The 19,175-nt window shown below is 38.6% G+C and carries 20 protein-coding genes and 1 pseudogene; 19 read left to right on the top strand and 2 right to left on the bottom strand.

Annotated features, from left to right (window positions below):
• The first annotated feature begins 20 nt into the window (after positions 1-20).
• The gene (locus tag G468_RS0102160) at positions 21-1,643 is read left to right on the top strand and encodes an NAD+ synthase (protein ID WP_026821704.1); all 1,623 of its coding nucleotides are present in this window, start codon (positions 21-23) and stop codon (positions 1,641-1,643) included.
• Positions 1,644-1,658: 15 nt separating this feature from the next.
• The gene (gene glnB, locus G468_RS0102165) at positions 1,659-1,997 is read left to right on the top strand and encodes a nitrogen regulatory protein P-II (RefSeq protein ID WP_026821705.1); all 339 of its coding nucleotides are present in this window, start codon (positions 1,659-1,661) and stop codon (positions 1,995-1,997) included.
• Between the two features lie 109 nt (positions 1,998-2,106).
• On the opposite strand, the pseudogene hmpA reads toward glnB, so the two are convergent.
• Positions 2,107-3,314: pseudogene (hmpA, locus tag G468_RS19480) on the bottom strand (NO-inducible flavohemoprotein).
• 288 nt (positions 3,315-3,602) lie between these two features.
• Between hmpA and glyA the strand changes: the two are divergent.
• The 3 genes from glyA (at position 3,603) to G468_RS0102185 (ending at position 6,851) form a co-directional block, all read left to right on the top strand.
• Positions 3,603-4,865, top strand: a complete 1,263-nt coding sequence (gene glyA, locus G468_RS0102175) for a serine hydroxymethyltransferase (RefSeq protein WP_026821706.1) — start codon at positions 3,603-3,605, stop codon at positions 4,863-4,865.
• A gap of 79 nt (positions 4,866-4,944) precedes the next feature.
• Complete coding sequence (locus tag G468_RS0102180; RefSeq protein ID WP_026821707.1) at positions 4,945-6,096, top strand: 3-phenylpropionate MFS transporter; 1,152 nt, start codon at positions 4,945-4,947, stop codon at positions 6,094-6,096.
• 458 nt (positions 6,097-6,554) lie between these two features.
• Complete coding sequence (locus G468_RS0102185; RefSeq protein WP_026821708.1) at positions 6,555-6,851, top strand: hypothetical protein; 297 nt, start codon at positions 6,555-6,557, stop codon at positions 6,849-6,851.
• Positions 6,852-7,104: 253 nt separating this feature from the next.
• On the opposite strand, the gene suhB is transcribed toward G468_RS0102185, so the two are convergent.
• On the bottom strand, positions 7,105-7,908 hold the full coding sequence (gene suhB / locus G468_RS0102190) for an inositol-1-monophosphatase (protein WP_026821709.1): 804 nt from the start codon (positions 7,906-7,908) through the stop codon (positions 7,105-7,107).
• A 125-nt stretch (positions 7,909-8,033) separates the two neighbouring features.
• On the opposite strand from suhB, the gene trmJ reads away from it, so the two are divergent.
• From trmJ to G468_RS19485, 14 genes are all read left to right on the top strand, one after another.
• Positions 8,034-8,762: a tRNA (cytosine(32)/uridine(32)-2'-O)-methyltransferase TrmJ gene (gene trmJ, locus G468_RS0102195; protein WP_026821710.1), complete on the top strand. Its 729-nt coding sequence runs from the start codon at positions 8,034-8,036 to the stop codon at positions 8,760-8,762.
• Between the two features lie 87 nt (positions 8,763-8,849).
• Positions 8,850-9,344, top strand: coding sequence for a Fe-S cluster assembly transcriptional regulator IscR (gene iscR / locus G468_RS0102200; protein WP_026821711.1), 495 nt, complete (start codon positions 8,850-8,852; stop codon positions 9,342-9,344).
• Positions 9,345-9,425: 81 nt separating this feature from the next.
• On the top strand, positions 9,426-10,640 hold the full coding sequence (locus G468_RS0102205; protein ID WP_026821712.1) for an IscS subfamily cysteine desulfurase: 1,215 nt from the start codon (positions 9,426-9,428) through the stop codon (positions 10,638-10,640).
• A 32-nt stretch (positions 10,641-10,672) separates the two neighbouring features.
• Entirely contained in the window at positions 10,673-11,059 is a 387-nt protein-coding gene (gene iscU / locus G468_RS0102210; RefSeq protein WP_026821713.1) for a Fe-S cluster assembly scaffold IscU, read from the top strand.
• A 90-nt stretch (positions 11,060-11,149) separates the two neighbouring features.
• Positions 11,150-11,473 (top strand): iron-sulfur cluster assembly protein IscA, encoded by a 324-nt coding sequence (gene iscA, locus G468_RS0102215; RefSeq protein ID WP_026821714.1) that lies wholly within the window; start codon positions 11,150-11,152, stop codon positions 11,471-11,473.
• 97 nt (positions 11,474-11,570) lie between these two features.
• The gene (gene hscB, locus G468_RS0102220) at positions 11,571-12,092 is read left to right on the top strand and encodes a co-chaperone HscB (RefSeq protein WP_026821715.1); all 522 of its coding nucleotides are present in this window, start codon (positions 11,571-11,573) and stop codon (positions 12,090-12,092) included.
• A 10-nt stretch (positions 12,093-12,102) separates the two neighbouring features.
• Positions 12,103-13,953 (top strand): Fe-S protein assembly chaperone HscA, encoded by a 1,851-nt coding sequence (gene hscA / locus G468_RS0102225; protein WP_026821716.1) that lies wholly within the window; start codon positions 12,103-12,105, stop codon positions 13,951-13,953.
• A 2-nt stretch (positions 13,954-13,955) separates the two neighbouring features.
• On the top strand, positions 13,956-14,291 hold the full coding sequence (fdx, locus tag G468_RS0102230; RefSeq protein WP_026821717.1) for an ISC system 2Fe-2S type ferredoxin: 336 nt from the start codon (positions 13,956-13,958) through the stop codon (positions 14,289-14,291).
• A 28-nt stretch (positions 14,292-14,319) separates the two neighbouring features.
• On the top strand, positions 14,320-14,520 hold the full coding sequence (gene iscX, locus G468_RS0102235; protein ID WP_026821718.1) for a Fe-S cluster assembly protein IscX: 201 nt from the start codon (positions 14,320-14,322) through the stop codon (positions 14,518-14,520).
• A gap of 164 nt (positions 14,521-14,684) precedes the next feature.
• Positions 14,685-15,980, top strand: coding sequence for an aminopeptidase PepB (gene pepB, locus G468_RS0102240; protein ID WP_026821719.1), 1,296 nt, complete (start codon positions 14,685-14,687; stop codon positions 15,978-15,980).
• Between the two features lie 71 nt (positions 15,981-16,051).
• On the top strand, positions 16,052-16,504 hold the full coding sequence (locus G468_RS0102245) for an enhanced serine sensitivity protein SseB C-terminal domain-containing protein (RefSeq protein WP_081700606.1): 453 nt from the start codon (positions 16,052-16,054) through the stop codon (positions 16,502-16,504).
• A gap of 340 nt (positions 16,505-16,844) precedes the next feature.
• Positions 16,845-17,270, top strand: coding sequence for a nucleoside-diphosphate kinase (ndk, locus tag G468_RS0102250; RefSeq protein ID WP_026821721.1), 426 nt, complete (start codon positions 16,845-16,847; stop codon positions 17,268-17,270).
• 188 nt (positions 17,271-17,458) lie between these two features.
• On the top strand, positions 17,459-18,628 hold the full coding sequence (rlmN, locus tag G468_RS0102255) for a dual-specificity RNA methyltransferase RlmN (protein WP_026821722.1): 1,170 nt from the start codon (positions 17,459-17,461) through the stop codon (positions 18,626-18,628).
• A 77-nt stretch (positions 18,629-18,705) separates the two neighbouring features.
• A complete protein-coding gene (locus G468_RS19485) occupies positions 18,706-19,125 on the top strand; it encodes a hypothetical protein (protein WP_071846842.1) in 420 nt (139 codons plus the stop codon).
• The last annotated feature ends 50 nt before the right edge of the window (positions 19,126-19,175 follow it).

The following is a 19,175-nucleotide window of genomic DNA, read 5'->3' on the forward strand; positions in this document are numbered from 1 at the left end:
TGTCTGGAGAGTGAAATTTTATGAACCGAACGCTGAATATTGCACTAGCACAATTAAATTGGCTGGTAGGTGATATTGAAGGCAACTGTGAACGCATGTTGCAGGAAGCTAAGGCTCAACAGTTGCAGGGTGCGGATCTTATTCTGTTTTCGGAATTGTCTTTAACTGGCTATCCGCCGGAGGATTTACTTTTTCGGTCGGATTTTCACCAACGCTGTAGTAAACAGCTAGATCGCCTTAAAGAAGCGAGTCAAAATATAGCCATTGTCGTTGGTCATCCATGGCAGCAAAATGAAAAATGTTATAATGCATTGTCATTTTTCTGGCAGGGGCAAATGGTGGCGCGTTATTTTAAGCAACAATTGCCTAATTATGGTGTTTTTGATGAAAAGCGCTATTTTTATGCTGGTCACGAAAGCTGTGTCTTATCTTTTAAAGGTTATAAGCTAGGTTTTTTAATTTGTGAAGATGTTTGGTTTGATGAACCGGTTGATAGAATTAAAGCACTAGGCGCTGATGTGCTGATTATCATTAATGCTTCACCTTATAATCGCGAAAAACTCCATATCCGTACAAGGTTATTAAAATCTCATAGTCAAAGAACGCATTTGCCAATTGTCTATTTAAACCAGGTGGGCGGGCAGGATGAACTTATATTTGATGGTGGGTCAAAAGTATTTAATGGCCAGGGTGAGATAACGCATTATTTAGCGCAGTTTGCTGAGCAGGTTATCCAGTGTAAATTTAATGATGGCGAACCGCTACCAGTAGCTAATTTAGCTAAAACTTTATCTTCTACCGCACAAGTTTATGAAGCATTAGTCATGGCAACCCGTGACTATATTAATAAAAATGGCTTCTCAGGTGTTATTTTGGGATTATCAGGCGGAATTGATTCAGCTTTAACCTTAGCTATTGCAGTGGATGCTTTAGGAAAAGATAACGTTCAGGCAGTCATGATGCCTTTTAAATATACCGCTGAGATAAGCATCCATGATGCCAGAGAACAGGCTACATTGTTAGGTATTGAATTTGCGATAGTATCTATTGAAGCTATGTATGATGCATTTATGGCTGGTTTGTCGCCCTTATTTGCAGACATGGCTCCCGACACAACCGAAGAAAATTTGCAGGCTCGCTGTCGGGCTATCATTTTGATGGCAATATCAAATAAGAGTGGCCGTTTAGTATTAACGACCAGCAACAAAAGTGAATCGGCGGTAGGTTATACTAGTCTTTATGGTGATATGGCCGGCGGTTTTGCGGTGCTTAAAGATGTACCAAAGACGTTAGTATTTGAGTTGGCAAAATATCGTAATACGATTTCACCAAACATCCCTCAGCGCGTTATCGAGCGGCCGCCTACTGCTGAGCTGGCACCAGGGCAACTCGATCAAGATAGTTTACCACCTTATCCTGTGCTGGACGCGATCCTTGAAGGTTATGTTGAACAGGATAAATCGGTCAGTGAATTAGTTGCGGCTGGATTTGATGAAGTAACAGTACGTAAGGTGATTAAGCTAGTTGATATTAATGAATATAAACGACGTCAAGCACCGATAGGTCCACGCATTACTATTCGAAATTTCAATAAGGATAGGCGTTACCCAATTACTTCGGCTTTTGGTCGTAAAAACTGGTGATAATAGGATAATTTGATGAAGAAAATTGATGCAATTATCAAACCGTTCAAGCTAGATGATGTAAGAGAAGCTTTAGCAGATGTCGGCATAACCGGAATGACAGTCACGGAAGTAAAAGGGTTTGGACGCCAAAAAGGTCATACAGAGCTTTATCGCGGCGCAGAATATATGGTTGATTTTTTGCCTAAAGTAAAAATTGAAATTGTTGTTCCAGACGATATTGTTGACAGTTGTGTCGAGACGATAACGCAAACGGCTCAGACGGGAAAAATTGGTGATGGTAAAATCTTTGTTTATGATATTGCTCATGTGATCCGGATTCGCACCGGCGAGCAGGATGAAGCAGCTATTTGATTTTAAAGGGTAACAGATGGTTGAAAGTTACAAAGGAGTTGATATGGAATCTGTAACCTCCTATTCCACCTGTTACCACTTATCTTGGTTTTAGTGAGAGTTTCAAGGGTTATTGTTCATTTCCCTCAATAACTTTATGTGGTCCAAAACACTCATAGTGGATGTGACTGGTATTTACTCCCATGGTGAGCAACTGCTTGGCAATAAATTGCATAAAGTTGACAGGGCCACAGAAATAGTAATGCATATTGTTAATATTAAGTTGTTGTCTTACTTCTGACAGATTCATTAGTCCTTGGTATTGATACTGTTCAGCTTGTCTGTCTTGCTCACGTGGATTGTTATACCAAACGGCACTGAAGCCATGGATAAAATCGGTTAATTTATTTTTTACTTCATTAGCAAAAGCGTGATGTCCACCATGCTCTGTCGCATGTAGCCAATTTAATGGCGCTTTATGTTGTTGTTGATGTAGCTTTTCCAACATGCTTATCATTGGCGTTAAGCCGACACCGGCTGAAATCAACGTTACTGGTGTATCAGTATTCACTGCCAAAAAAAATCTCCGCAAGGTGGTGCCAATTTGACGATATCACCTTCTTTTATATTGTTATGCAGATAGTTTGACACACTGCCATTTTCTTCACGCTTTACCGCGATACAATAACTTTCACCATTAGGTGCATTGGTTAATGAGTATTGCCGAATTTGTTGATTGGTTAGTTTTTCACGATCCTGTAAATAAATGGTTAAATATTGTCCAGGAAGAAAATCGACTATCTCATTACCATCTGCTGGAATAAATTGAAAACTGGTGATCGTTTCGCTACGCGGGATCTTTTTAGCCACTTTGAAGCGACGCAAACCACGCCAACCGCCGATATTTTCTTCATTTGTTTTATAGATTTGTTCTTCACGGTTAATAAAGATATCGGCCAGCACATCAAAAGCTTTAGCCCAGGCATCAATAATTTCTTTTCCAGGCTGAAATAACTCATCAATGGTATGTAATAGATGTCGACCAACTATCGAATAATGTTCAGGTTTTATATTTAGGCTAGCATGTTTGTGGGCAATTTTTTCAACCGCAGGTAGTAAGGCCGAAACATTATCAATATTGGCAGCATAGGCGCAAATGGCATTAAACAAAGCTTCTCTTTGATCACCATTAATTTGATGACTCATATTGAAAATATCTTTTAATTCAGGGTTATGTTGAAACATCCGTTGATAAAAATGAGCGGTTAATTTAGGACCAGTGGAAACAATAAGAGGAATAGTTGATTTAACGGTGGCGATAGTTTGAGAATCAATCATATAAAATTCCTAAAGTTAACTGAGGGCTTAAAGTTGCATTTTAAATGCAACTTAAATTGTTTCAGGTTAAAAGTAAATAATTAATTGTAAAAATGAGATTGAGTTAGCGTATTTTAATTGGCGATCAAATCGCTATTGAGAAATGTCTATATTTGATAATACATACATAGCAATCGTTTGCGTAATTTTTTATTTTGGGGCTATCTCAGTGAGCTAAAAGAGTTTACACTGTGTGCTATTCATTTAATTGAATAGCGATTTAAAATGTGGCTGAGTCAGGAGAAGTAAATGTTAAAGCGTGAAATGAGTATTGCAGATTATGACCAAGAACTATGGCAAGCAATGGAAAATGAAGTTAAGCGTCAGGAAGAGCATATTGAGTTAATCGCTTCAGAAAATTATACCAGTCCAAGAGTCATGCAGGCTCAAGGTTCCCAACTTACGAATAAATACGCTGAAGGCTATCCAGGTAAGCGCTATTATGGTGGTTGTGAATATGTTGATATTGTTGAACAACTTGCTATTGATCGGGCGAAAACTTTATTTGATGCGGATTTTGCTAATGTTCAGCCACACTCAGGTTCGCAAGCTAATACTGCTGTTTATATGGCCTTATTGCAACCCGGTGATACTGTGTTAGGCATGAATTTGGCACATGGTGGACATTTAACCCACGGCTCACCCGTCAATTTTTCCGGTAAACTTTATAATATCGTTCCTTATGGTATCGATGAAAAAGGAAAAATTGATTACGACGATATAGCTACTCAGGCACAAAAATATAAACCTAAAATGATTATTGGCGGTTTTTCTGCTTATTCCGGCGTGGTAGATTGGGCTAAGATGCGTCAAATTGCAGATAGTGTAGGTGCTTATTTATTTGTTGATATGGCGCATGTCGCGGGTTTGATCGCTGCTGGTGTTTATCCTAATCCTGTTCCTCATGCGCATGTTGTGACGACTACTACCCATAAGACTTTGGCCGGCCCTCGTGGTGGTTTGATTTTGGCTAAAGGTGGTGATGAAGCGTTTTACAAAAAGCTAAATTCTGCTGTATTCCCTGGCGCTCAAGGCGGTCCATTAATGCATGTTATTGCGGGTAAAGCGGTTGCATTAAAAGAAGCGATGGAGCCTGAATTTAAAACTTATCAACAGCAAGTGGCTAAAAATGCGAAAACGATGGTTGAAGTTTTTATCAAGCGTGGCTACAAGGTTGTTTCTGGTGGAACTGAAAATCATTTATTTTTATTAGATTTAGTGGATAAAGGGATCACCGGTAAAGAGGCAGATGCCGCACTGGGTCGTGCTAATATTACTGTCAATAAAAATAGTGTACCGAATGATCCTAAGGGCCCATTTGTTACTTCCGGTATTCGTATAGGGTCACCTGCCATTACTCGTCGTGGGTTTAAGGAAAAAGAATCAGCTGAATTGGCCAATTGGATATGTGATATTTTGGACAAGATTGATGATGAAAGTGTGATCCAAAATGTAAAACAAAAAGTATTGTTGATGTGCCAGCAGTTTCCTGTTCTATGCATAAATAAGTAAAATTTAGTGATTTGTTTTAGCCCGTTTTAGTTGTTAAATGAATCGGGCTTTTTACATGATAATCAAATGGGAATAAATAATGATTATTCCATCAACACGTTGGCTTGCGTTAGATTATTTCACTTATTTTTTTGCTTATGGCATTTTTTTGCCTTTTATCGCAATGTGGCTAAATGGTGAAGGGCTTGAGGCTGATATAATCGGTATTTTGTTAGCAACCGGCCTTAGCGCACGTTTTATTGGTTCTTTGATGATCGCACCGATAGTAAAAGGATCTCGTCACCTAATTACCACTTTGCGTCTATTTGCTGGTTTAACGTTGATCTTTGCTATAGGATTTATCGTCAGTTCAAACTGGTTATGGTTATTATTTATCATGTTGGCTTTCAATCTTTTTTTTTCACCAATGGTACCTTTAACCGATGCTTTAGCCGCTAGTTGGCAAAAACAGATAACATTTGATTATGGTAAAGTAAGGGCTTGGGGTTCGCTTGCATTTATAATTAGCGCTTCTTCGATGGGTTATTTAGCCAATAACTGGGGGCATAAAATAATTATCTATGCATTACTTGCCAGCATAGTCATTATGCTGTTGACGATGTTATTACAACCTACTGTTCTGCCTAAAGCCACTTATCGCCAGATCGCCAATACAACAATCTCATTGAAACAATTATTGCTTGATAGCTCAGTCTGGCGCTTTTTACTCTGTATTACCTTATTACAGAGCTCTCATGCAGCTTATTATGGCTTTTCTTCAATTTATTGGAAAGAAGTAGGTTATTCCGATGCTATTATCGGTCTATTATGGTCTTTAAGTATTGTTGCTGAAGTGATTGTGTTTACCTTTAGTTATGTCCTTTTTCGTCATTGGCAGGCGAGTGGATTATTATTGTTAGCAGCGAGTTGTGCGGTGATTCGTTGGAGCTTAATGGCCAGTTTTACCGCTTTACCGATACTGATAATGAGCCAACTTTTACATAGTGGTACTTTTACTGTTTGTCATCTTGCGGCGATGCGTTTTATTAGCGCCCGTAACGAAGATGAAATTATTCGTCTACAGGCATTTTATTCGGCATTGGCCTTAGGAGCCGGGTTAGCGATAGTGACAATCGTTGTAGGTTTTGTTTATGAACATTTTCCTTTTCACCATAACTGGGTATTTTGGTTAATGTCATTGATTGCCATTCCAGCGCTATTTATTCGACCGCGTGAAAATTCACATCATTAAATTCGATGTTATAGCCGAACGAGTAAGCTAAACTTGTTGATTTAACTTGAATAACAGATAAATATTAACCAAGGATGCCAATAAATATTTTTATATTAAAATAAGTAAGTTGGTCAATCAGTAAAATCCGTCTTTGTAACAAACAGCAATACAATATTCCCTCATTACCTGCATTGCTTATAACCTTAATGATGAAATTGTTAATTAAATCTTTCGCGCAATATTGAAAGATATAACCTATTACAAAAGTGTTTTTTATTCAAAATGATTTTGGTTGCTTAATAAAAAGGTTATTTAATATTATTTATATATATATTGCAAAAATGTATTAAAAAATTATGAAAATGATTATCATTTGTTTTATCATTTGCAATATTGCGATTTAGATTATTAAACTCAATCGTAATGAATAAGATCATCTATTAATTAGGCGTCACAATAACCCCTAGGAGATTGAAATGAATTATTCAGTAAAATATGGATTGTTAATATTATCAATTAGTTACATGATTTCAATTTTATTCCCTTCCATGGCAATGGCGGCCAATGATAAAAAAGATAAGCAATATATGTGTCACGGCTGGCACGGTTATCCAAACAAGGAAATGAATTTATTTGATCAGCCTGTGACTGCTGCTAATGAAGATAATGCTAAGCTATTAGCTATCAAGATAATAGGAAAGGACTTACAAGCGTCTAGTGATGCTAATCAGAAAATACATACTCAACGATGTGATGAACTTTCAGCTCATTAAAATTAACTAAAAACATTTATTAAATACCCCTTAATACCTAAATAGGGATAGGGGGTTTAAGTAGACAATCAAGGGGTAAGGCGGCATCAACAATAACAGCCAATCTGGAAAATATTTGCCAGTTTCTCTAACCAGTAACGTTGTGGCAAATTCCTACTATTTTGAGAACTGCCACAAACGAGTTAATGATATAACCACGCTATCCAGACATTATTAATTAAATATAAATATTGGCTATAGCTATTCTTATTTTTTAGCTTTTTAATAAATCGCTTAACTCACTCTGCATTTCTAGTACCATTTTTTTCACCATACGTGGACTGCCTGCCAGCAAATTGCCCGATGATAGATAATTATGACCGCCAACAAAGTCAGTTATAACCCCACCTGCTTCACGTACTAATAGTTCTCCAGCCATAAAATCCCAAGGTTTTAAGCCAATTTCAAAAAAGGCATCGACGCGACCAGCAGCAACATAAGCTAAGTCTAAAGCGGCTGAACCAGTACGGCGAAAATCGGCGCATTTTTTAAACAGTTTAGCGATAATATTAATATATGCGGCTGAATGTTGTTTCGCTTTGAAAGGAAAAGCCGTGGCAATGATTGCCCCTTCTAATTCATGGCTATTTTTAAGACGCAGGCGGTAACCGTTTAATTGTGCTCCTTGCCCACGTACTGCAGTAAATAGCTCATTAAGCATAGGATTATAAACGACGGCGACTTCTGTACGACCGTTAATACGTACCGCGATAGAAACGGAAAAATGGGGTAAACGTTTAGTAAAATTGGTTGTGCCATCCAACGGATCAATAACCCACTGAATATCATTTTTCTCACCAACTATTTGACCACTTTCTTCCGTAATAATGGTATGAGTAGGATAAGATTTCTGGATGACTTCAATAATAATTTGTTCTGCTTTTTTATCAATGTTGGTCACAAAATCATTTTGGCCTTTTGCCATTATTTCGATAGAATCGGGTTTTTCATAGCTTTTAGCAATAAAGTTACCTGTTTGGCGAGCTGCTCGTATAGCAATAGTTAGCATTGGATGCATGGGTTATTTCCACTGGAATGTTAAAGAACAAGGATTAAGCGAAGCCGGCAGTATAACAGAGATTCGTCAACATGACTATGATTGTGGTAGAATAGCCTAATGATCAACGCCAAATAAAGACAATCATGTTAAAAAATATTCGCATTATTTTGGTTGAAACCTCGCATACCGGAAATATGGGTTCAACTGCCCGTGCGATGAAAACGATGGGACTGACTAATTTATACTTAGTTAATCCACTCATTTTGCCCGATTCACAAGCCATTGCATTATCTGCTGGCGCCAGTGATGTTATTGGTCAAGCGACTATCGTGGAGACATTAGAGCAAGCTTTACTTGGATGCAATTTGGTAATTGGAACCAGTGTGCGTGCTCGTACTTTATCATGGCCACAAGTAACGCCGCGAGAATGTGGCGAAAAAACCATCCATCAGGCAATAAATTCTCCGGTGGCTATTATTTTTGGCCGCGAACGTGTTGGTTTAACCAATGAAGAACTACAGAAATGTCAATATCATCTTCACATTCCAACAAATCCTGAATATGGTTCACTCAATTTGGCAATGGCTGTTCAATTGATCAGTTATGAAATTCGTATGGCATACCTGGCAATAAATGAAAAAAAATCCGCGGTAGATAATAAAGATAAGGTACAATATCCGCCAATTGAGGATATAGAACGTTTTTATATCCACCTTGAAGCAGTGCTCAATGCATCTGGATTTATCAGAAAGCGTCACCCTGGACAAATCATGAATAAATTGCGGCGTTTATTTACTCGAGCGCATCCTGAAGTGCAGGAACTCCATATTTTACGTGGTGTTCTCACATCAATTGAAAAATGGCATAAATAATAGTTGAGTAAATTACTAGGTTAAATAGTTGACTAAAATACTCAGGAATGACACAATTTTTGTCACATTTAACTATGGGGATATATTATGAGACTCACATCTAAAGGACGCTATGCAGTAACAGCCATGCTGGATGTGGCATTGCATTCAAAGACTGGGCCGGTGCCATTGGCTGATATATCGGAACGCCAAGGAATTTCGCTTTCTTATCTTGAGCAACTGTTTTCTCGACTTCGCAAAAACGAACTGGTTGCCAGTGTCCGTGGCCCTGGCGGCGGATATTTATTAGGTCGCGACGCGAAAACTATTTTTATCGCTCAAGTTATTTCGGCTGTTGATGAGTCTGTTGATGCAACTCGCTGTCACGGAAGAAGAGAAGGATGCCAAGGTGGAGAGCGTTGTTTGACCCATGCACTGTGGCGTGATTTAAGTGACCGTATTACCAGTTTTCTTAGTAATATTAGCTTAGAAGAATTGGTCAATAATCAAGAAGTACAAGAAGTTGCTGATCGTCAAGATAGCGATAAACATCATGTGAGAGTGACTCCTCAATCCGAACCCATTATTAATATGCGAGCATAAATTAAAAGGTTCTGCAAAATAGAGTAATTGCAAAGTAATAAAATTTTGAGACGTTTTTCGTCTTATGGAGCTAGTGAGTTAATGAAACTACCGATTTATTTAGACTACTCGGCGACCACACCGGTTGATATTCGTGTCGCTGAAAAAATGATGCAGTGTATGACTATGGATGGCAATTTTGGTAATCCGTCATCGCGCTCTCATATTTTTGGCTGGCAAGCTGAAGAAGCTGTGGATATTGCACGTAATCAGATTGCTGAGTTAATCAATGCGGATCCGCGTGAGATTGTTTTTACTTCTGGAGCGACTGAATCAGATAACCTGGCTGTGAAAGGGGTTGCCAATTTCTATCAGAAAAAAGGTAAACATATCATTACCAGCAAAACCGAGCATAAAGCGGTTTTGGATACATGCCGTCAACTTGAGCGTGAAGGTTTTGCCGTGACTTACCTTGCGCCAAAAAGTAGTGGTCTTATTGATTTACAAGAGCTTGAAGCCGCTATGCGTGATGACACAATTCTGGTTTCTATCATGCATGTTAATAATGAGATCGGTATTATTCAAGATATTGCCGCTATGGGTGAGCTTTGCCGCAATCGTGGTATTGTTTTTCATGTTGATGCGACCCAGTCAGTAGGTAAATTACCGATTGATTTAAATGAACTAAAAATTGATTTAATGTCTTTCTCAGCACATAAACTGTATGGACCGATGGGAATAGGCGCACTTTATGTACGTCGTAAACCCCGTATTCGACTTGAAGCCCAACAACATGGCGGTGGTCATGAACGAGGGATGCGCTCAGGGACATTACCAGTACACCAGATTGTAGGAATGGGCGAAGCTTATCGGATTGCTAAAGCAGAAATGGCAGTAGAATCTCTTCGATTACGCGCCTTACGCCAACGCTTATGGAACGGTATTAAGAATATTGAAGAGGTTTATCTTAATGGGGATCTGGCCAACGGAGCTCCTCATATTCTCAATGTTAGTTTTAACTATGTGGAAGGTGAATCATTGATGATGGCGCTTAAAGATTTGGCTGTCTCATCAGGTTCTGCATGTACATCGGCAAGTCTTGAACCTTCATATGTACTAAGAGCTTTAGGAATGAATGATGAGTTAGCACACAGTTCAATTCGTTTCTCCTTTGGTCGATTTACGACAGAAGAAGAAATCGATTATGCCATCCAGCTAATTCATAATGCGATAGGTCGGCTGCGTGATCTTTCTCCCCTATGGGAGATGTATAAACAGGGTGTCGATCTTAATAGCATTGAATGGGCTCATCATTAATAAACGAATAGACGGTTTCAGGAGTTGACAATATGGCATATAGTGAAAAAGTGATTGATCATTATGAAAATCCACGTAACGTAGGTTCGTTTGATAATAATGACCCAATGGTCGGGAGTGGGATGGTAGGCGCACCAGCTTGTGGTGATGTCATGAAACTTCAGATCAAAGTTAATGACGCAGGTATTATTGAAGATGCGCGTTTTAAAACTTATGGTTGTGGTTCAGCAATTGCCTCTAGTTCATTAGTAACGGAATGGATGAAAGGTAAGACACTGGATGAAGCAGAGACTATCAAAAATACGGCTATTGCAGAAGAATTAGAGTTGCCACCCGTTAAAATTCACTGTTCTATTTTGGCAGAAGATGCGATTAAAGCGGCTATTGCGGACTATAAAAATAAACAGCAAAGCAAATAATTAATATAAAAATTCCTTTTAGGCGTGATACTACCGGTTTGCTTTTGTTTACCGTATCCGCCTGTACTGGTTTTGATTGTGAGGTGTTGTATGTCAATTTCTCTGACAGAAAATGCGGCAGAGCGTATTCTGACTTTCTTACATAACCGAGGAAAAGGTGAAGGTTTACGTTTGGGCGTTAGGACTTCTGGCTGTTCAGGTATGGCTTATGTGCTTGAATTTGTTGATGTGATTAATGAAGATGATACCGTATTTGAAGACAAAGGCGTGAAAGTTATCATTGATGGTAAAAGTATGATTTATCTCAATGGGACAGAATTGGATTTTGTTAAAGAAGGTCTTAATGAAGGTTTTAAGTTTAACAATCCGAATAGCAAAAATGAATGTGGCTGCGGTGAAAGCTTTAACGTATGAGAGTTTGTTTATTATTTGATAAGCCTAAAACTGAATAGACGACGGCTGTGACATAAATTTCCTACCGTCTGTTTGATATTTTCAATCTAGAGCATTTATGGATTATTTTACCCTTTTCGGTCTGGCATTTTCATATTCTATTGACCTTGAACAATTAACTTACCGTTATCAGGAATTACAGCGTCAATATCATCCTGATCGCTTTGCTAACCAACCTGAGAGTGACAAACTAGGTGCACTTCAACAGGCTGCGACAATTAATGCTGCTTATCAAGCCTTAAAACACCCTTTGAAACGTGCTGAATATATGCTGACTTTATATGATATTGATATCAATAATGAGCAATATACTATGCATGATACGGCGTTTTTAATGGAGCAGCTTGCGCTGCGTGAAGAATTGGCGTGTATCGAAACCAGTGAGCAAGCAGAAGAGGCATTAGCCTTATTTTCCTCTGGTTTAGCTAAAACAATAAAAAGTTACTTACAGGAAATGGAAAAACAACTAAATGAAGAACAGTGGGTAAAGGCAGCAGATACTGTTCGCAAACTTCGATTTCTCGATAAGTTGCAGCAACAAGTTGAACAATTGGAAGAGCGTTTATTCAATCGTTTTTAGAGTAAATTTTATGGCATTATTACAAATTAGAGAGCCGGGCATGTCGTCGATGCCGCATCAACGCCGTTTAGCGGCTGGTATTGATTTAGGTACAACAAATTCCTTGATTGCAACGGTTCGCAACAAAAAAGCAGAAACACTACCTGATTCAGCCGGATGTGAATTGCTACCCTCTATCGTCAGTTACCAACCAACCGCGATTACAGTCGGTAAGCAAGCGAAAGCAAAAGTGGAACAAGATCCGGCTAATACCATTATTTCAGCTAAGCGCTTATTGGGGCGCTCATTGACTGAGATCCAGCAACGTTATCCTAATTTACCTTATCAATTGACAGCAAGTAAAAATGGCTTACCGCTGATCCACACAGCCATAGGGCAAGTTGATCCTATTCAAGTTTCTTCTGAGATACTAAAGTCGTTGGTACAGCGGGCAGAAGAAACATTGAATGGTAGATTAGAAGGTGTGGTGATCACCGTGCCTGCTTATTTTGATGATGCGCAACGTCAAGGAACTAAAGATGCAGCGCGTTTGGCCGGATTACAGATTTTACGTTTATTGAATGAACCTACTGCGGCGGCTATTGCCTATGGTTTAGATTCACAACAAGAGGGCGTAATTGCTGTTTATGATTTGGGTGGTGGGACTTTTGATATTTCCATTCTTAGGTTGCAGCGTGGCGTATTTGAAGTGTTAGCAACGGGCGGAGACACAGCGCTCGGCGGAGATGATTTTGATCATCTTCTGGTGGATTGGATATATCAACAAGCGGGTATAACAGATCGCCAAGACCATTGCTTACAGCGGCAAATTTTAAATATCGCTAGTCAGGCTAAAATAGCATTAACGGATGTTAATTATACTGACATTGAAATCAATGGTTGGCGAGGAACCTTATCAAGAGAGCAGTTGAACACATTAATTCAGCCATTGGTCAAACGCACTTTATTAACCAGTCGTCGTGCATTGAAAGATGCCGCAATTGATATTGATGATATTTTGCAGATTGTGATGGTGGGTGGTTCGACGCGGGTACCGTTGGTACTTTCTATGGTTGAGGAATTTTTTGGCCTCACCCCCTTAACTTCAATTGATCCGGATAAAGTTGTTGCTATTGGTGCGGCTATTCAGGCTGATATTTTAGTCGGTAATAAACCGGATAGTGAAATATTGTTACTCGATGTTACCCCTTTGTCACTTGGCTTAGAAACCATGGGAGGATTGGTTGAAAAAGTGATCCCACGCAATACGACACTGCCTATTGCTAAGGCGCAGGAATTTACTACCTTCAAAGATGGGCAAACAGCCATGACATTTCATGTTGTACAAGGCGAACGTGAAATGGTTAATGATTGCCGTTCCTTAGCGCGTTTTACCCTACGTGGAATACCGCCATTACCTGCCGGAAGCACGCATATTCGGGTCGTTTTTCAAATAGATGCCGATGGATTATTGAGTGTCAGCGCAGTAGAAAAATCAACGGGTGTCAGTGCTTCGATTCAAGTTAAACCTTCATATGGTTTAACTGACGAAGAAATTGCTAATATGATCACTGACTCAATCGTTAATGCGCAAGATGATATGCTAGAGCGTCGTCTTGCCGAGCAGAAAGTTGAAGCCAACCGGCTAATAGAAAGTTTAATGATCGCATTGAAAAAAGATGCTCATTTATTGAATAAAGAAGAAAAAGCAGCGATTGATAAGGCTGTAAATGAATTAATTAACTGTACACAGGGAAGCTCCTCTGTGGCAATTGAAAATGCAATTAAACAACTGGATAAGCAAACACAGGATTTCGCTGCTAGACGTATGGATATCTCTATTCGTCAAGCATTATCGGGTCATTCTGTGGACGAGATATGATAATGCCAAAGATAATTTTTTTACCGCATAAAGAGTTATGCCCGGAAGGGGCGGTTGTGGAAGTAGAGAAAGGTGAATCTATTCTTGATGCTGCTTTACGTAGTGGCATTGATATTGAACATGCTTGTGAAAAATCTTGTGCCTGTACAACTTGCCACTGTATTGTGCGTGAAGGCTTTGATTCACTGGAAGAAAGTTCTGAACTAGAGGATGACATGTTGGACAAAGCATGGGGGTTAGAGCCTGAGAGCCGGTTAAGTTGTCAGGCCATCGTGACTAATGAAGATCTGGTCATAGAAATTCCTAAATATACGATTAATCATGCCAGAGAACATTGATCCTTACATTTAATTGCAGGAGGGGATGGTGAGTTTAAAGTGGACTGATAGCCGTACAATTGCAGAGGCACTCTATGATAAATATCCTAATATTGACCCGCAAACGGTTCGTTTTACCGATATGCATCAGTGGATTTGCCAACTAGACGGATTTAATGACAATCCGCAAGCTTCAAATGAAAAGATCCTGGAAGCTATTCTATTAGTATGGCTTGATGAGTATCAATAATGACTGATTAAACTAACAATTATCTACAAAGCTGGAATTGCCAGCTTTTTTATTACTATCATTCATCGTGCAATGTATTAACTCATGATAACCTCTATTATTAATATCCTATATTCATCAATTATTCCATAAACACATATGACAAACTAAGGTGGGAAGAGGGAATGGAAAAGCAGATCATGCAGGTCTCGCTATCTTATCAAGCAGCGGCGCCTTGTTGGGGAAAGAATGCATTAATTAGTTCCAGTGAGCAAGGGATAGTCATTCATTTGAAGCCACAAGCAAAATTGTGTGCGATCCAAAGTGCCGGTCGTAGATTGGATAGCCAAGGTATTCATCACGTCATGTTAGTAGGGAATGACTGGGACTTGGAAAAAAGCTGGGCATTTTGGCAAGGTTTTAGAGCACCTAAAGGAGCGCGTTCTATTGAATGGCCAAATTTATCAGCAAATGAAAAAAAAGAGCTCCAGTACCGCATACGAATTATTGATTGGGTACGCGATATTATTAACACACCGGCTGAAGAATTAGCGCCAGCGCAGCTAGCGCAGCGCAGCGCCGACTTATTATGTGAAACAATAAAGGATAATATTAACTACCGTATCATTCAGGGTGACGAGTTAGCAAAACAGAAATATAGTGGAATTTATACCGTAGGTCGTGGCTCAAGCCGCCCACCTGCATTACTCGTGCTGGATTATAATCCAACTGGCAATTTAAAAACGCCGGTATTTGCTTGTTTGGTTGGAAAAGGTATTACGTTTGATTCTGGTGGTTATAGCATAAAACCCTCTTCATCTATGAATTCAATGAAAGCAGATATGGGCGGAGCAGCTATGCTAACTGGGGCGTTAGCCTTAGCAATAAGTCGAGGTTTAAAACAACGAGTAAAACTTTTCCTCTGTATTGCTGATAATATGGTGAGTGGTAATGCCTTTAAATTAGGTGATATTATTCGCTACCGTAACGGCCAGTCTGTTGAAATTATGAATACTGATGCGGAAGGAAGACTGGTTTTGGCTGATGGATTGATTGATGCAAGTAAAGAAAAACCAGCATTAATTATTGACGCTGCAACATTAACCGGTGCAGCCAAAATGGCAGTAGGCAACGATTATCAGTCAGTATTAAGTTTTGATGACAAATTGGTGGCTGAATTGATGTCTGCGGCAGAAATGGAAAATGAACTCTTCTGGCGTTTACCTTTAGCGGAATTTCATCGTCGCCAATTACCTTCTGCTTTTGCCGATCTCAATAATATTGCATCACCTTCTCATACTGCTGGCGCCAGCACCGCCGCGGCTTTCTTATCACATTTTGTTGAAAATTATCATAAGGGATGGTTGCATATCGATTGTTCAGCGACTTATCGTAAATCTGCCATGAGTTTATGGGCGGAAGGCGCAACCGGCATTGGTGTCAGAACTATTGCTAGTTTATTACTGAAAAAGGCAAAATAGCTTTTTTTATGATTATTTACCAAGAAATTTATTTTTTTGGTAAATAATTAGTTAGCAAGAGAGTATTAATTATGAAGGAAGCTGAAATGGCGGCTGATAAAATTAATCAATCTGCACTGATGACAACAATTACAGTGCCAGGCGATAGTACTATTAAATTGAGCATATTTGAAACGTTACCGCCAAAATTAATTAGTGGGCTGTGTCATTTTTTCCAACAATATAAAATCATACGCCGTGCTTTTTTACTCCAAGCGAAAGATGATACAACAGCAGGGGTGCCGGTTATGCTGATTGCTTTAGAAATTAGTCTTGGCTATGAAAAGGAAGGGCAACAATTAATTCCGCAGTTAGGGAACTTAGTACTTAATTATCTTGAAGATAATCAGTCAGTTGATTTTTATTTTTTGCAACCTAACGGCACAGGTATTGATCATTTTATTATTCATCATACGCAACCATTTTATCAACGTAAAATAGGTGGTTGGTTGCGTAATAACATGATTGCTATTAAAAATTGTTAAATTTGGCTACCTATTATTATTCCCTTATTTATACCTAGCTAATTTTTATATTTAAATTTATCTAAGCCTACAACATAAAAAAAAGAATTGGGCTGATTATCTTTTTAATCGTATTTATCGTTTTAAATTTTAGAAAAATGTGATTTAAGCTAAAAAAATAAAAAAATTGTATAAAAAAAATTAACAAAATTTGTCGTCAAGTGGGCAATTGAATTGCCAATATCTATAATAGCCAGCTATTTTGCCTTAATAAAAATGATGATAAATCTTTTTCTTGGCAGGCAGTATGGATGCAAGGCAAAAATATCATGATGAAAAATAATAGCTAAGAGGATTTCTAATGACGATGCAACGTACGTTTTCAATTATTAAGCCAAATGCGGTTAAAAAAAATGTAATTGGTGCGATTTATAACCGTTTTGAGCAAGCTGGATTCGAAATTATTGCAGCTAAAATGGTGCATTTAAATCGTGAACAGGCTGAAGGTTTTTATGCTGAGCATAAAGATAAGCCTTTTTTTGCTGGATTAGTCGAATTTATGATCTCAGGCCCCATTATGTTGCAAGTCTTAGCGGGCAAAGATGCTATACAGCGTTATCGTGATTTAATGGGAGCAACGGATCCCTCTAAGGCATTGGCAGGAACACTACGTGCTGATTATGCAGATAGTTTTACCGCAAATGCAGTACATGGTTCTGATTCTGTCGCGTCCGCAGAACGAGAAATTGCTTTTTTCTTTACTGACGACGAAATATGTCCCTGTTAACAAACAGAAATAGGATATCATTAGCAAAATATTAATAAAGTTTGTAAAATGCCATACCTTGTTAAGTGATTTATTGGCAAGGTTATGGCATATAATGCTATTAAAAATAATATTTAGTCCCATAAATAAAGTTAATTGTTATAAAACCTACAGCTTTCGCCGAAAAGTGTAATAACGAGGCAATAAAAATGTTTCAATCTAAAACAGCAGCGCAGTGTGTGCCTTCTTTTTCTCCTGTCAGTAAATCAACAAAAGTCAATTTGCTGGATATGGATCGTAAACAGATGCGGCAGTTCTTTAGTGATACGGGGGAAAAACCATTTCGCGCCGATCAGGTAATGAAATGGATTTATCACCACTGTTATGATGATTTTGATTTGATGACAGATATCAATAAGGTGCTGCGGAATAAATTAAAGCAAGCTGCTGAAATTCGGGCACCTGAAATTGCGCAAGAGCAGCGTTCTACTGACGGCACCATCAAATGGGCAATAACCGTCGGTGAGCAACAAGTCGAAACAGTCTATATTCCTGAAGATGATCGCGCGACACTTTGTGTATCTTCTCAAGTTGGCTGTGCGCTTGAATGTAAATTTTGCTCAACGGCGCAGCAAGGTTTTAATCGTAACTTACGCGTTTCAGAAATCATAGGCCAAGTGTGGCGCGCTGCTAAAGTTATTGGTTCTTTGAAATCCAGTGGTCGGCGGCCAATTACTAATGTTGTGATGATGGGAATGGGAGAGCCGCTATTAAATCTCAACAATGTTATTCCAGCAATGGAGATTATGATGGATGATTTTGGCTTTGGCTTGTCAAAACGGCGAGTGACTTTATCGACTTCTGGTGTTGTACCTGCCCTGGATAAATTAGGTGATATGATTGATGTTGCTTTAGCCATTTCCTTGCATGCACCGACTGACGAAATTCGTGACGAGATTGTACCTATTAATAAAAAATACAACATTGAAACTTTTCTGGCGAGTGTTCGGCGCTATCTAACTAAATCTAATGCTAATCAGGGACGTGTTACTGTTGAGTATGTCATGCTAAATGGTGTGAATGATAGTATTGAGCATGCGCATCAGCTAGCTGAATGTCTTAAGCATACACCTAGCAAAATTAATTTAATTCCTTGGAACCCATTTCCTGGAGCACCTTACAGTCGCAGTTCCAATAGCCGTATTGATCGTTTTGCCAAAGTATTGATGAAATATGGTTTTACTACTATTGTGCGTAAAACGCGTGGTGATGATATTGATGCGGCCTGCGGTCAATTAGCGGGTGATGTTATTGATCGAACTAAACGAACATTGAAAAAACGCCTGGGTGGTGAACCAATTATAGTAAAAGCAGTCTGAATGTTCATTATGTAAATGAAGGAAATTAGATAGCAGAATTCCTTTTATTACCAGCTATATAAATAAATGAGAGTGATATGATAAGGATATCTATCATTAATATTCTATTGTTAGTGGGTTTATTAATAGGATGTACTAGTATTAATAAAGACGTTGATATTGCGATTGTGACACGAACACAGCTAGGCATTGCTTATCTATCAGCAGGGAATTATCCAGCAGCATCTTATCATTTTGACAAAATACTGCTGGCAGAACCAAAAAATGGGATTGCTAATTTAGGAATGGCGGTCATTATGCGTCAGCAAAAGCAATCAGGCTTAGCATTAAAATATTTTAAAGTGGCAATTCGTTCATCCGCAATCAATAATACAAGTATGCGAGCGTATTATTTAGACTTTTTATGCTCTAAAAATATATCTGAGGAGATGATTAAACTGAGGAAAGAAGAAGAACGTAGAGGGCTTAATTGTCAAAATATTTCCAAAATAAGCTAAGAAATATTATCGGTATGAAGGTTTTTGATTAACTTGATAGATGAAGTTTT

The sequence above is a fragment of the Arsenophonus nasoniae DSM 15247 genome, assembly GCF_000429565.1.
In the GTDB taxonomy this organism is placed as follows: Bacteria; Pseudomonadota; Gammaproteobacteria; order Enterobacterales; family Enterobacteriaceae; genus Arsenophonus; species Arsenophonus nasoniae.

Coding starts and splice junctions, on each gene's coding strand:
- G468_RS0102160 (WP_026821704.1), top strand. CDS start 21: ATGAACCGAACGCTGAATATTGCACTAGCACAATTAAATTGGCTGGTA.
- glnB (WP_026821705.1), top strand. CDS start 1,659: ATGAAGAAAATTGATGCAATTATCAAACCGTTCAAGCTAGATGATGTA.
- glyA (WP_026821706.1), top strand. CDS start 3,603: ATGTTAAAGCGTGAAATGAGTATTGCAGATTATGACCAAGAACTATGG.
- G468_RS0102180 (WP_026821707.1), top strand. CDS start 4,945: ATGATTATTCCATCAACACGTTGGCTTGCGTTAGATTATTTCACTTAT.
- G468_RS0102185 (WP_026821708.1), top strand. CDS start 6,555: ATGAATTATTCAGTAAAATATGGATTGTTAATATTATCAATTAGTTAC.
- suhB (WP_026821709.1), bottom strand. CDS start 7,908: ATGCATCCAATGCTAACTATTGCTATACGAGCAGCTCGCCAAACAGGT.
- trmJ (WP_026821710.1), top strand. CDS start 8,034: ATGTTAAAAAATATTCGCATTATTTTGGTTGAAACCTCGCATACCGGA.
- iscR (WP_026821711.1), top strand. CDS start 8,850: ATGAGACTCACATCTAAAGGACGCTATGCAGTAACAGCCATGCTGGAT.
- G468_RS0102205 (WP_026821712.1), top strand. CDS start 9,426: ATGAAACTACCGATTTATTTAGACTACTCGGCGACCACACCGGTTGAT.
- iscU (WP_026821713.1), top strand. CDS start 10,673: ATGGCATATAGTGAAAAAGTGATTGATCATTATGAAAATCCACGTAAC.
- iscA (WP_026821714.1), top strand. CDS start 11,150: ATGTCAATTTCTCTGACAGAAAATGCGGCAGAGCGTATTCTGACTTTC.
- hscB (WP_026821715.1), top strand. CDS start 11,571: ATGGATTATTTTACCCTTTTCGGTCTGGCATTTTCATATTCTATTGAC.
- hscA (WP_026821716.1), top strand. CDS start 12,103: ATGGCATTATTACAAATTAGAGAGCCGGGCATGTCGTCGATGCCGCAT.
- fdx (WP_026821717.1), top strand. CDS start 13,956: ATGCCAAAGATAATTTTTTTACCGCATAAAGAGTTATGCCCGGAAGGG.
- pepB (WP_026821719.1), top strand. CDS start 14,685: ATGGAAAAGCAGATCATGCAGGTCTCGCTATCTTATCAAGCAGCGGCG.
- G468_RS0102245 (WP_081700606.1), top strand. CDS start 16,052: ATGAAGGAAGCTGAAATGGCGGCTGATAAAATTAATCAATCTGCACTG.
- ndk (WP_026821721.1), top strand. CDS start 16,845: ATGACGATGCAACGTACGTTTTCAATTATTAAGCCAAATGCGGTTAAA.
- rlmN (WP_026821722.1), top strand. CDS start 17,459: ATGTTTCAATCTAAAACAGCAGCGCAGTGTGTGCCTTCTTTTTCTCCT.
- G468_RS19485 (WP_071846842.1), top strand. CDS start 18,706: ATGATAAGGATATCTATCATTAATATTCTATTGTTAGTGGGTTTATTA.